The 12,038-nt window shown below is 63.9% G+C and carries 11 protein-coding genes; 3 read left to right on the forward strand and 8 right to left on the reverse strand.

Annotated elements, in window-relative coordinates; translation table 11 throughout:
- Positions 1 to 87 precede the first annotated feature (87 nt).
- The 3 genes from kynU to NKJ67_RS25785 all read right to left on the reverse strand — a co-directional run bounded on the left by kynU (position 88) and on the right by NKJ67_RS25785 (position 3,864).
- Positions 88 to 1,335, reverse strand: a complete 1,248-nt coding sequence (gene kynU, locus NKJ67_RS25775) for a kynureninase (RefSeq protein WP_256746395.1) — start codon at positions 1,333 to 1,335, stop codon at positions 88 to 90.
- Between the two features lie 70 nt (positions 1,336 to 1,405).
- Positions 1,406 to 2,242 (reverse strand): tryptophan 2,3-dioxygenase, encoded by an 837-nt coding sequence (kynA, locus tag NKJ67_RS25780; RefSeq protein ID WP_127327362.1) that lies wholly within the window; start codon positions 2,240 to 2,242, stop codon positions 1,406 to 1,408.
- Positions 2,239 to 3,864 carry an AMP-binding protein gene (locus tag NKJ67_RS25785; RefSeq protein ID WP_352583910.1) on the reverse strand — a complete coding sequence of 542 codons (1,626 nt, stop codon included), beginning with the start codon at positions 3,862 to 3,864 and terminating at the stop codon, positions 2,239 to 2,241. Before NKJ67_RS25785 ends, kynA begins: the two co-directional genes overlap by 4 nt.
- Positions 3,865 to 4,176: 312 nt before the next feature.
- Between NKJ67_RS25785 and NKJ67_RS25790 the strand changes: the two genes are divergently transcribed.
- Positions 4,177 to 5,007 (forward strand): hormone-sensitive lipase, encoded by an 831-nt coding sequence (locus NKJ67_RS25790; protein WP_352583912.1) that lies wholly within the window; start codon positions 4,177 to 4,179, stop codon positions 5,005 to 5,007.
- 48 nt (positions 5,008 to 5,055) lie between these two features.
- Here NKJ67_RS25790 and NKJ67_RS25795 read toward each other — a convergent pair whose 3' ends face one another.
- From NKJ67_RS25795 to NKJ67_RS25815, 5 genes are read right to left on the reverse strand one after another with little or no spacing between them, the layout of a single operon-like run.
- Positions 5,056 to 6,261, reverse strand: coding sequence for a molybdopterin molybdotransferase MoeA (locus NKJ67_RS25795; RefSeq protein WP_292454991.1), 1,206 nt, complete (start codon positions 6,259 to 6,261; stop codon positions 5,056 to 5,058).
- Positions 6,261 to 6,743, reverse strand: a complete 483-nt coding sequence (moaC, locus tag NKJ67_RS25800; RefSeq protein WP_127271357.1) for a cyclic pyranopterin monophosphate synthase MoaC — start codon at positions 6,741 to 6,743, stop codon at positions 6,261 to 6,263. The genes NKJ67_RS25795 and moaC overlap by 1 nt, the downstream gene beginning before the upstream one ends.
- Positions 6,744 to 6,745: 2 nt before the next feature.
- Positions 6,746 to 7,558, reverse strand: coding sequence for an indole-3-glycerol phosphate synthase TrpC (gene trpC / locus NKJ67_RS25805; RefSeq protein ID WP_127380125.1), 813 nt, complete (start codon positions 7,556 to 7,558; stop codon positions 6,746 to 6,748).
- Between the two features lie 10 nt (positions 7,559 to 7,568).
- Positions 7,569 to 8,579, reverse strand: a complete 1,011-nt coding sequence (gene trpD, locus NKJ67_RS25810) for an anthranilate phosphoribosyltransferase (RefSeq protein ID WP_127397779.1) — start codon at positions 8,577 to 8,579, stop codon at positions 7,569 to 7,571.
- Positions 8,576 to 10,468 (reverse strand): SurA N-terminal domain-containing protein, encoded by a 1,893-nt coding sequence (locus NKJ67_RS25815; protein ID WP_352583915.1) that lies wholly within the window; start codon positions 10,466 to 10,468, stop codon positions 8,576 to 8,578. Before NKJ67_RS25815 ends, trpD begins: the two co-directional genes overlap by 4 nt.
- A 145-nt stretch (positions 10,469 to 10,613) precedes the next feature.
- Between NKJ67_RS25815 and tpiA the strand changes: the two genes are divergently transcribed.
- Positions 10,614 to 11,381, forward strand: a complete 768-nt coding sequence (gene tpiA / locus NKJ67_RS25820) for a triose-phosphate isomerase (RefSeq protein WP_027036641.1) — start codon at positions 10,614 to 10,616, stop codon at positions 11,379 to 11,381.
- A 170-nt stretch (positions 11,382 to 11,551) separates the two neighbouring features.
- On the forward strand, positions 11,552 to 12,022 hold the full coding sequence (gene secG / locus NKJ67_RS25825) for a preprotein translocase subunit SecG (RefSeq protein ID WP_128364538.1): 471 nt from the start codon (positions 11,552 to 11,554) through the stop codon (positions 12,020 to 12,022).
- Positions 12,023 to 12,038 lie beyond the last annotated feature (16 nt).

Below are 12,038 nucleotides of genomic sequence, written 5' to 3' on the forward strand. Positions count from 1 at the left end.
GTCTGTTGGCATTTGTGGCTGGAATTCAGCCCTCCGTCATCTGCCGGGCAGTGAGGGCGGCGACGGCAAATCGCGGAGATCGTTGCGTCAGGTAACGGCTTCCTTGACGGCGAAACGCTGGTCCTTCCATGCGCCCGTGCGCAGAATATCCTCCAGCACCTCAACCGCCAGCCACACATCCTTGTAGCCGACATAGAGCGGCGTGAAGCCGAAACGGATGGTCGATGGCGCGCGAAAATCACCGATGACGCCGCGCTCGATCAGCGCCCGCATGATTTGATAGCCGTGATCGTGAAGGAACGACACCTGGCTGCCGCGCCTGGTCGCGTCGCGGGTGGTCTCCAGCGTGAGGCCATAGGCGCCGCACTTTGCTTCGACGAGCTGGATGAACAGTTCCGTCAGCGCGACGCTCTTTTTTCGCAATGCCGCCATGTCGACGTCGTTCCAGATGACAAGCGCGCCTTTGAGCGCCCGCATCGACAGGACAGGCTGGGTGCCGCACAGAAAGCGGCGGATACCGGTGCCGGCAACATACCCCCGTTCGAAGGCAAAGGGCCGCGCATGGCCCCACCAGCCGCTGAGCGGCTGGCTGATATCGCCGTGATGGCGCTGCGCGACATAGATGAAGGCCGGTGCGCCCGGACCGCCGTTGAGGTACTTGTAAGTGCAGCCGATGGCGAAATCGGCATTTGCCTGATCGAGCTCGACGGGCAGGGCGCCGGCGGTGTGGCATAGATCCCAGACGATCAGCGCTCCGGCCGCATGAGCCTTGCGCGTCAGCGCCGCCATGTCGCGCAGTTCACCCGATTTGTAGTTGACGTGGTTGACCAGCACCACCGCGACGTTTTCGTCGATCAGCTCTTCGATGGTGGGCGCGTCGACGCCCGCGAGGCGCAGCAGGACGCCGTCCCGTGTCGAGGCCACGCCTTCGGCGATGTACAGGTCGGTGGGGAAACTGTCACCCTCGGCGACGATGACCGACCGGCCCGGCCGCATCTCCAGCGCCGCATGCAGCACCTTGTAGATGTTGGTCGACGTCGTGTCGCAGACGACGGTCTGGCCGGCCGCGGCTCCAATCAGGCGTCCGAGTTGATCGCCGAGTTCGATCGGCATCTCGAACCATCCGGCCGTATTCCAGGCTCGGATGAGGTCCTGGGCCCATTCCTGGGTTGCCGCCTGCTGCAGCTCGCCGAAAACGGCATGAGACGCTGCCCCCAGTGAATTGCCGTCGAGATAGATCACCCCCTCCGGCAGAATGAAACGGTCGCGCATGGCCCGCAGCGGATCTGTGGCATCCATCGCTTCGACTGCGGCGAGATCAGGAAATCCACTCATGGTCAGTCAGTCCCCGGTGTTCGCGAAGGGTGTTCCGCCGCCGCGCGTCGCTGTTTTCATTTCGACGATGTCAGAGCCGGGTGCGGACCGTCCACAGTTCCGGGAACAGCACCACCTCGAGCATCTTCTTCAGATACGAAGCACCCGACGTGCCGCCGGTGCCGCGTTTCAGACCGATGATGCGCTCAACCGTGGTGACGTGGTTGAAGCGCCAGCGGCGGAAATAATCCTCGAAGTCGACCAGCTTCTCTGCCAGTTCGTAGAACATCCAGTAGCGCTGCGGATCGCGGTAAATGGTTTGCCAGGCGACCAGCACCTCTTCATTCTCGGTTCGCGTCTCACGCCAGTCCGTGCGCCTGGCATCGGCACCGATGTCGAATCCGTTGCGCGCAAGCAGCAGCAGCGCTTCGTCGTAGAGCGATGGTTCGGTCAGGATCGCTTCCAGCTTTCCGCTCAGGTCGGGCCGGTGCTTGTGCGGCCCGAGCATTGCCAAGTTTCGGTTGCCGGCCATGAACTCGATGGCGCGATACTGCCAGGACTGGAAACCCGAGGACTGGCCGAGCGCGTCGCGGAACTCGGTGTATTCGCTCGGCGTCATCGTCCGCAGCACATCCCAGGCATTGTTCAGCTGCTCGAAGATCCGCGCAACGCGCGACAGCATCTTGAAGCTCGGCTCGAGCCGGTCGGCGCGGATGGAACGGATCGCGGCGCCGATCTCGTGCAGAGCGAGCTTCATCCAGAGTTCGGAGGTCTGATGCTGGATGATGAACAGCATCTCGTCATGCGCCGATGACAGCGGCGTTTGGGCCTCCAGCACTTTCTCCAGGTGCAGGTAGTCGCTGTAGGACATGCGCTCCTTGAACGACATCTGGGCGCCTTCGGACGCCGGATCGTATGGCTCGCTCAATCGATTTTCTCCGTGCGCAGCCGGAAGCGCTGGATCTTGCCGGTCTGGGTCTTGGGCAGGGCGGCGATGAATTTTACCGATCGCGGATATTTATAGGGCGCGATCATTGCCTTGACATGGTCCTGCAGGCGCTTGGTGGTGAGGGCGTCGGGCGCGACGCCCTGCGCTAGCACGACATGCGCCTCGACGATCTGGCCGCGTTCGGCGTCCTCGGCGCCAATGACAGCGCATTCGGCGACATCCGGATGCGACAGAAGTGCGGCCTCGACCTCGGGTCCGGCAATGTTGTAGCCGGCGCTGACGATCATGTCGTCGGAGCGGGCGGCGAAATGGAAGAAGCCGTCCTCGTCCTGCGTGAAGGTATCGCCGGTGAGGTTCCAGCCGTCGCGCACGTATTCCTTCTGCCTGTCATCGGCCATGTAGCGGCAGCCGGTCGGTCCGCGCACCGCAAGCCTGCCGGTCGCGCCGCGTGGCACCTCGCGCATCTCGTCATCGACGACGCGCGCCTCGTAGCCGCCCACCGGCTTTCCGGTCGACGCGGGCTTCATGTCGTCAAAACGGTTGGAGATGAAGATGTGCAGCATCTCGGTGGCTCCGATGCCGTCGAGGATCGGCTTTCCGGTCTTTTGTGTCCACTCTTCGAAAACGGGAGCAGGCAAGGTTTCGCCGGCCGAAACGGCGACGCGCAGCGATGACAGGTCCGCTCCTTCATCCATGGCCTTCAGCATGGCGCGGTAGGCAGTCGGCGCGGTGAAAGAGATCGTCGCTTTGTAGGTCTCGATGATGTGGATCATGTTGGGTGGCGTCGCCTGCTCCAGCAGCGTCGCCGCCGCACCGAAGCGCAGCGGGAAGATGGCGAGTCCGCCAAGGCCGAAGGTGAAGGCCAGCGGCGGCGAGCCGACGAAGATGTCGTCCGGCGTCACCTCCAGGATTTCGCGGGCGTAGGCGTCGGCGATGATCAGCAGGTCGCGGTGGAAATGCATCGTCGCCTTCGGAACGCCTGTTGTGCCCGAGGTGAAGCCGAGCAGGGCAACATCGTCGCGGCCGGTGTCGACTGCGGTGAACGTCACCGGCTTGTCGAGAGCGGCACGATCGAGTTCAGCATCATGGTTGGCGGTGCCGTCGAAACCGATGACCTGCTTGAGGAATGCGCTGTCCTTGGCGCAGGCGGTCATCTCGTCCATCAGCCTGGTGTCGCAGAGCGCGACGGTGATTTCCGCTTTGTCGACGATCTTGGCGAGTTCGCCGGCGCGCAGCATCGGCATGGTGTTGACGACCACGGCGCCAACCTTGGTGGCGGCCAGCCAGCAGGCGACCATGGCGGGGTTGTTGGCCGAACGGATCAGCACCCGGTTGCCGGGCTCGACCCCATAATTCTCGACCAGCGCGTGGGCCAGCCTGTTCGTCCAGTCGGACAGTTCCTTGTAGGTGCGGCGGCGGCCATTGCCGATCAGCGCGGTGTGGTCGCCCAGGCCTTTCTCGACCAGCCTGTCGGTCAGTTCGACACCGGCGTTGAGGCGTTCGGGATAGTCGAAGCCGTCGAGCAGGATTTCAGGCCATTGCTCCGGCGGCGGCAGGTGATCGCGCGTGAACGTGTCGATATGCGCTGAAGGCCCAAGCATGTCGCCGCTCTCCTGTTTGCTGGACGGCCAGTGCGCGAGGCGCCTTGGCCGGATGTCGTGGATGCTAAGGTCCTGCTCTGAGGAGGCTTCGTACTGCCCATCGCACCTGCTGAGATGCGCCCAGAAAGGGTGAACATCTGCAGGTTCGGGCAGCACAGCAGACCTCCCATTGTCGGCTGTTCGTGCGGGCAGGATCGCACCAGTCGAAATTTGTTTCAAGCCTAAAATGTTTTTGCCCTAGAGCATTGACGCATGGCGTGGCGGTGGCCATTGCTAGCGGAACAGCGATGCCGTTTTTGGGGAAGGGCGCAGATGTTCGAACGTCACATCGTCGATTGGGATGATGCCTATGCCAACGGTGCGAATATCGCCGGCAGCGACCGATGGCCGGCCGCGTGGGTGGAGCCTGCGCAAGCGTTTCGTGACGCACTCTCGGCGCAGGGCCGGGCACGGCTCGACATCACCTATGGCGATGGGCGACGCAATCGGCTCGATCTCTTCCTCCCCAGCGCCACGCCCAAAGGGTTGGTGGTGTTCATCCATGGCGGTTACTGGAAGGCGTTCGACAAGAGTTTCTGGTCGCATCTCGCCAATGGTGCGGTCAGCAGCGGCTTTGCCGTGGCGATGCCGTCCTACACGCTGTGCCCGGACTTACGCATCGCCGGCATCGTCCAGGAGATCGGCGTGGCGATCGGCAAGGCGGCGGCAATGGTCGACGGGCCGCTGATGCTGACCGGACATTCGGCCGGCGGCCATCTTGCCAGCCGGATGGTGACGACAACCACGCCTCTGGCGGACGATGTGGCGCGGCGCGTACGCCATGTCGTTTCGATTTCGGGTGTCCACGATCTGCGTCCGATCATGCGCACCGAGATGAACGCGACTCTGGCCATCGACGAAGATGAGGCGCTGGCTGAAAGCCCGGCGCTGCTGCGGCCCATGGATGGTGCCCGCATCACCTGTTGGGCCGGTGGCGGCGAGCGCGCCGAATTCCTGCGCCAGAATGCGCTGCTTGCCAACATCTGGACCGGCCTCGGCGCCACCACCGGCACCGTGGTCGAGCCTGACCGGCATCATTTCAGCATTGTCGACGGCCTTGCCGATCCGGCGCATCCGCTGACCCGCGCCTTGATATCGGAATAGCGCCGACGTCATTTTCTGTTTGTTATTAATGGTTTGTTCTGCGCTGCTTCAGCGCAGCATCAGTACGCTGCAAGCCTCGCCAGCAGCTGCTGCGGGGGCAAACGGCGCCCGCACGATCAGCCCGTTGGCGTCAGCCAGCATTCTCAGCATCGAGGAATCCTGGATGCCGAACGGGGTTGCCACCAGAGCTCCGTCATCTTCCCGGACCACCGCCCGCACATAGTCCTGGCGCAGATCATTGGCCGGCATGGCGGCACCCAACCGCGCCGGACGAATGTCCTGGCGATGATTGCGGCCGCCGAGCCGCGCCAGCAGCGGCTTCAGGAACAATTGCGAGCAGACCAGGCTTGCCACCGGATTGCCGGGCAAGCCGATGCACCTGATATCGCCGAGGCGGCCGAACATCAGCGGCTTGCCGGGGCGCATGGCGATCTTCCAGAAGCCGAGCGTCATGCCTTCGCCGGTCAGCACGTCGTGGATCAGGTCGTGATCGCCGACCGAGGCGCCACCAAGCGTCACGATGACATCCGCACCGGCCGCGACCGCTTTTTGCACCAGTTCGGCGATAGCCTCCTTGCGATCGGCGGCAATGCCGAGATCGAGCGCGCGGGCGCCGACCGAGTGTGCGGTGGCGGCGACGCCATAGGCATTCGATGAGATGATCTGGTCCGGTCCGAGATCGCTGCCGGGCGGCAGCAATTCGTCGCCGGTGGCGATGATGGCGACCAGCGGCCGCTTCACCACGCTGACCCGAGGATGGTTGGCTGATGCCACCAACGACAGCGCCGCCGGGTCGAGCAAGCGACCTTTTTCCAGCAGCATGTCGCCTGTTGAAAAATCGAGCCCGATGCGGCGGATATTGCGCCATTGCGCCGTTGGCTCGGTCACTTCGATTTCGCCGCCGCCGAGATCGCGGACATTCTCCTGGATGACGATGGTGTCGGCGCCTTCGGGCAGCGGCGCGCCGGTGAAGATGCGCACGGCCTGCGTCTGGCCGACCGTGCCGTCGAAGCCACGCCCAGCCGGCGCCATGCCGATCACCGACAGCCTGGATGGGACCGACGTGACGTCGGCGGCGCGCGCTGCATAGCCGTCCATGGCGGAAGCATTGAAAGGCGGCTGGGTGCGAAGTGCCACGACCGGTTCCGCCAGAACACGATCCACAGCCTCGAACAGGGGAACGCTTTCGCCGGCTAGAGGCGCCGCTCCATCAAGCAGGCGTTCAAGCGCCTCCGCGATAGGAACCAGCGCCATCAGGCGCTCGCCTTGTAGTCACCCGACTTGCCACCGGTCTTTTCGACCAGGCGGATGCCGGTGATGACCATGGCGCGGTCTACTGCTTTGGCCATGTCGTAGATGGTCAGGCAGGCGACCGAGGCAGCCGTCAGCGCTTCCATCTCGACACCCGTCTTGCCGGTGACGCGCGCCAGTGCGGTGACCTTCAGGCCCGGCAAAGCATGGTCGGGCTCGATGTCGACGGAAACCTTGGTCAAAAGCAGCGGGTGGCAGAGCGGGATCAGTTCATGCGTCTTCTTCGCCGCCATGATACCGGCGATGCGCGCGGTGCCGAGCACATCGCCCTTCTTGGCGTTGCCGGCGAGGATCATCTTCAGCGTCTCGGGCTGCATCGCGACAAAGCCTTCGGCGATCGCCGTGCGCGTTGTTTCGTCCTTGTCGCCGACGTCGACCATGTTGGCCTCGCCCTGCGCGCCGAGATGGGTAAGGCCCGATACCATCGTCAGATGGCCTCGGCCAAAGCCTTGCCTGTCAGAAGCAGGCGCGTCGCCGCGGTGACGTCCTGTTGCCGCATCAGGCTCTCGCCGACAAGAAAAGTGCCGATGTCGCTCTTTTGCAGCCTGAGGCAGTCGTCATGCGAGAAAATACCGCTCTCGCTGACCAGCAAGCGGTCGGCCGGAACCATCGTCGCCAGCCGCATGGAAGTGTCGAGGCTGGTCTCGAATGTGCGCAGATTGCGGTTGTTGATGCCGATCAGCCGCGACGACAGTTTTAGCGCGCGCTGCGTCTCGGTCTCGTCGTGCACTTCGACCAGTGCATCCATGCCGAGTTCGAAGGCCGTCGCCTCGAGCTCGCTGGCCAGGACGTCGTCGACACTGGCCATGATGATCAGGATGGCATCCGCGCCCCAGGCGCGGGCTTCGTAGACCTGATACGGATCGAACAGGAAATCCTTGCGCAGCGCCGGCAGCGCGACGGCGGCTCGCGCCCGGGTGAGAAATTCGGGCGCACCCTGGAAGGACGGTGCATCGGTCAGCACCGAAAGACAGGCAGCACCACCCTTGGCATAGGCCTGCGCCAGCGCCGGTGGATCGAAATCGGCACGGATCAGACCCTTGGAAGGGCTCGCCTTCTTGATCTCGGCGATTAGCGCGAAGGCGCCGGATTTGCGCTTCGCTTCCAGTGCGGCAAGAAAGCCGCGCGGTGCGTCGGCGTCTTTTGCCCGGGCCTTGATTTCGGCCAACGGCACGCGTGCCTTTGCTGCCGCGATCTCGTCGCGCTTGTAGGCCTCGATCTTGCGAAGAATGTCAGACACGCTCTATCCGTTATCCGTTCGAAATCTCGACCAGCCTGTCGAGCACTTGCAGGGCACGGCCGCTATCGATGGCTTGCGCCGCCGCCGCGATGCCGTCGCCAAGCGTCGTCGCCTTGCCGGCCACAACCAGTCCGGCACCGGCGTTCATCAGCACGGTGTCGCGATAGGCGCCGGCGGCGCCGCCCAGCATATCGCGCAAGGCCTTGGCGTTGTAGTCCGCATCGCCGCCACGCAATTCGTCCTTGCTGTGGCGCGGCAACCCAACCGCTTCAGGGGTCAGGGTGAAGCTGCGGATCTCGCCGCCGATCAGTTCGGCAACCTGCGTCTCGCCGGTGGTGGTGATCTCGTCATAGCCGTCGCCATGGGCGACCCAGACATGCTCGGCACCCAGCGCCTTCAGCGTCTCGGCAACCGGCAGGATCCATTCCGGCAGGAACACACCGACCAGCTGCCGCTTGACGCCGGCCGGATTGGAGAGCGGCCCGAGCAGGTTGAAGATGGTGCGGGTGCCGAGTTCGACGCGGGTCGGGCCGACATGCTTCATCGCCGGATGGTGCGCAGGCGCGAACATGAAGCCAACGCCTGCCTCGTGGATGCAGCGGCCGATGAATTCGGGCGAGATATCGATCTTGACGCCGAGCGCAACCAGCACGTCGGCTGCCCCCGTCAACGATGACAGGCCGCGATTGCCGTGTTTGGCAACCGGCACGCCGCTGCCGGCAACGACGAAGGCCGATGCCGTCGAAATGTTGACGCTGTGAGAATTGTCGCCGCCGGTGCCGACGATGTCGATGGCGTCGGTGGGCGCGTCGACGTGCAGCATCTTGCCCCGCATGGTTGCGACGGCGCCTGAAATCTCGCTCACCGTCTCGCCGCGCACACGCAGCGCCATCAGGAAACCGCCGATCTGGCCGGGGGTCGCGTCACCCGACATGATGATGTCGAAGGCCTCGCGCGCTTCCTCGAAGGAAAGCGCGCTACCGGTCGCGATCTTGGCGATATGGGTTTTCAGCGCGCTCATCTTGTCGAGGCTTGGGCGACGGCGGCCTGGTCGATGCGAACGTCGTACTGCGTCTGCAACTGCGCCACCAACTGGTCGAGCAGGTCATCCGACATGCCGGAGGTGAAGGATTTCTGCGCGTCGTCCGGCACCGAACTGGCATCGGCTCCGGCGGGCTCGAACACTTCGGCGACCTTGTACAGGATCTGCCCGTCTCCGGTGGGTGAGGGGACCAAGCCGGTGCCGCCTTCGCCGACACCGAACATCGCTGCCGCACCCTCCTTACCGAAGTCGACATCGTCAGCCTCACGCTTGACACCGCGCTTGGTCTGCTTTTCGAGCTTCAGTTCGCTGGCGATGACATCGAGCGTTGCGCCGGCCTTGAGCCGCTTTTCCAGTTCGTCAGCCTTGGCGGCCAGCCGCTTGCTTATTTCCGCCGCCGTCCAGTCGGCGACGACTTTCTGACGAACCTCATCCAGCGTGCGGTCGCGAGCCGGCGTGATGGACGCCACCTCATAGAAGACGAAGCCGTTGTCGGCTGTGGTCAAGGCATCGTTTTCCGTGTTGGGTTCGGCGTCGAAGACGGCTTTGATCAGCTCCGGCGATTGCGGCAGGTCCTTGACGATGCTTGCATCTGGCCGCAGTCCACTGCGATCGATGGCGTCGATGGTGACGACCTTAAGCTTCAGCTTGGCCGCGGCCTCCGCCAGCGAACTCCCGGCGGCGCGGGTGTCATCGTAATTGTCGCGCACGTCCAGAAGGATGCGGCTTGCCTCGCCCAGCGCCAGATCCTTGCGGATCTGATCGGACACCTCGGCCAGTGGCTTCACCACCTCGGGCTTGATCTCGGTGACGCGCAGCAGCACCGGACCGAAGGCGCCTTGCACGACCTGGCTGACTTCGTTGGCGTTGAGCGAAAAGGCCGCGTCGGCGACCGCCTTGTCGGCGATCTTGTCCTTGGCAAGCGTGCCGAGCAACGTGTCGGCCGGCGTCTTGCCTTCCGCCGTGACCAGCTTGTCGAAAGTGGCGCCGGCCCTGAGCGAATCGAGTGCGGCCTTGGCCGCATCCGGCGTCTTGAACACGAGCTGCTCGACGGTGCGCAGTTCCGGCGTGGTGTAACGCGCCTTGTTCTTGTTGTAGTCGTCGCTGACCTGGCTGTCGGTGACGGCGGTCGTATCCATGATGTCGACGGGTTCGAGGCGGACATAGGAAAATTTGCGGTATTCGGGTGCCGCATATGTCTTCTTGTTGGCTTCGAAATAGGCCGAGAGCACGCTATCGGACGGCGCCGCGATCGGCTCGACCAGTGCCTTGGGCAGCGTCAAATAGTCGATGGTGCGGTCTTCGCCGCGATAGAGCGCAACCGCCTTGAAGAAAGTGTCCGGAGCCTTGAGGCCATCCGAGACCGCCTCGACAATCTGCTGGCGCACGGCCACCTGGGCACGGTTCTTCAAATAGTCCTCGGGCCGCATGCCGATCTGCTGCAGCATATATTCGAACGTTCTGCGGTCGAACTGGCCGCCCGGGCCCTTGAAGGCTGGGTCCTCGCGTGTCAACTCGGCCAGCCGATCCTTGGAAAGTCCGAGGCCCAGCTTGCGGGCCTGTTCGTCGAGAACGGCACCAGAGACGAGCTGAGCCAACACCTGGTTGTCGACGCCGAGCGCCTTTGCCTGTTCGTGGCTGAGACGTTGGCCGAACTGTTGCGACATGACGGCGAGCTGGCGATCGTAGGCGAGACGGTATTCGTTGATCGATACTTTGGTGCCGCCGGCGGTTATCACCGAATCGTGGCCGGCAAGACCGCTCATCAGCTGTCCGGAAACGCCCCAGACCAAAAAGCTGAGCACCAGCAGCACCAACAGCCCCTTCGCGACCCAGGTGCCTGCCGCGCTTCTCAATATACCAAGCATTTTTACTTCCGATTTATGCGCATTTTCGCACGCGCCGAGTCTGAAACAAGCGCAATAGCGCCCTTCCGGCCCACTGTCGATTGCTTTGTGGCCTGATTTTGGTAGTGAGGGCCAGAGCCCCGATATCATCCGGAGAAGCAAACCCATGACGCCAGGAATTCGCCCGCTCGTCGCCGGCAACTGGAAAATGAACGGCACCAGCGCCTCGCTCAACGAGCTCCGGATGATCGGCAACGGTTTCATGAGCGGACTTGACGCGGAGACCGAAGCGCTGGTTTGCGTTCCCGCAACCCTGCTTGCTCACGCCGCGGAGATCCTGTCACGCACGCCGGTGCATGCCGGCGGTGAGGATTGCCATACCAAGGAGAGCGGCGCCTACACCGGCTGCATCTCGGCGGAAATGCTCAGGGATGCCGGTGCGAGCCATGTCATCGTCGGCCATTCCGAATGCCGCGAGCAACGCGGCGAAGATGACGCCACTGTCCAGGCCAAGGCATCCGCCGCATGGCGTGCCGGGCTTGTTGCCATCATTTGCGTCGGCGAAACGCATGAACAGCGTGAAGCGGGCGCCGCGCTGGACGTGCTGTCGCGGCAGGTCGATGGTTCGGTCCCGTCAAGCGCCACCCCGTCCAACACCATCATTGCCTATGAGCCGGTATGGGCGATCGGCACCGGCCTGACGCCGACGGCCGGCGATGTGGCCGCAGCACATGCACATATCCGCGAAAAGCTGTCGGAAAAGCTCGGCGGCGGAGCGGCGAAGATGCGCATTCTCTACGGCGGCTCGGTCAAGCCCTCCAACGCGGTCGAACTGCTCGGCGTCAGGAATGTCGACGGCGCGCTGGTCGGCGGCGCCAGCCTGAAAGCGGCGGATTTTCTCGGCATCGCCGAGGCTTATCGCAATATTGCCTGAAGACATTCGCTCCGCCGGACAGGGCTTCCGGTGCACGAAATCGTTGCAAAGGACGGGTTGCTTCCCATATTCCGGCCACGGGCTTGGAAATGCCGTCAAAGCATTGTATTGAGCCGCCTCCAATTCACCGGTCGTGTCCGCGGCCGGGCAAGGCCTCGCCAGGATAAACTATGGAAACCGTACTGATCGTCATCCATCTCATGGTCGTGCTCGCCCTTGTCGGCGTGGTGCTGCTGCAGCGTTCCGAAGGCGGTGGCCTCGGCATCGGTGGCGGATCCGGCTTCATGACCGCGCGTGGTGCGGCCAATGCCCTGACGCGTGCGACGGCGATCCTGGCGGCCGCCTTCTTCGCCACGTCACTGACTCTGTCGATCGTCGCCCGCTACGGCGAGAAGCCGATCGACATCCTCGACCGCGTGCCGGCGACGTCGGACGGTGCAGGCAAAGGCGTGCTCAACCAGTTGCCCGGCACGACCACCCCGGCGCCCGCCGGCAGCACCACGCCGACGCCGCCTTCCGGCAACGACGCTTCGGCTCCGGCGACTGCCCCGGCCACGGCGCCTGCCGCCGGTTCGACGCCGCCGGCGACCAACGGCACGGCTCCCGCCGCACCGGCGACCCCGCAGGTCCCGAACCAATAGTCTTCCACGCTTGAAA

The organism is Mesorhizobium sp. M0088, from assembly GCF_040322895.1.
Taxonomy (GTDB): Bacteria; Pseudomonadota; Alphaproteobacteria; order Rhizobiales; family Rhizobiaceae; genus Mesorhizobium.

Bases quoted from the DNA above. Each gene is read 5' to 3' on its own strand.
- NKJ67_RS25785 (WP_352583910.1), bottom strand. From the start codon at position 3,864: ATGCTTGGGCCTTCAGCGCATATCGACACGTTCACGCGCGATCACCTG.
- trpD (WP_127397779.1), bottom strand. From the start codon at position 8,579: ATGAGCGCGCTGAAAACCCATATCGCCAAGATCGCGACCGGTAGCGCG.
- moaC (WP_127271357.1), bottom strand. From the start codon at position 6,743: ATGGTATCGGGCCTTACCCATCTCGGCGCGCAGGGCGAGGCCAACATG.
- NKJ67_RS25790 (WP_352583912.1), top strand. From the start codon at position 4,177: ATGTTCGAACGTCACATCGTCGATTGGGATGATGCCTATGCCAACGGT.
- NKJ67_RS25815 (WP_352583915.1), bottom strand. From the start codon at position 10,468: ATGCTTGGTATATTGAGAAGCGCGGCAGGCACCTGGGTCGCGAAGGGG.
- NKJ67_RS25795 (WP_292454991.1), bottom strand. From the start codon at position 6,261: ATGGCGCTGGTTCCTATCGCGGAGGCGCTTGAACGCCTGCTTGATGGA.
- tpiA (WP_027036641.1), top strand. From the start codon at position 10,614: ATGACGCCAGGAATTCGCCCGCTCGTCGCCGGCAACTGGAAAATGAAC.
- secG (WP_128364538.1), top strand. From the start codon at position 11,552: ATGGAAACCGTACTGATCGTCATCCATCTCATGGTCGTGCTCGCCCTT.
- kynU (WP_256746395.1), bottom strand. From the start codon at position 1,335: ATGAGTGGATTTCCTGATCTCGCCGCAGTCGAAGCGATGGATGCCACA.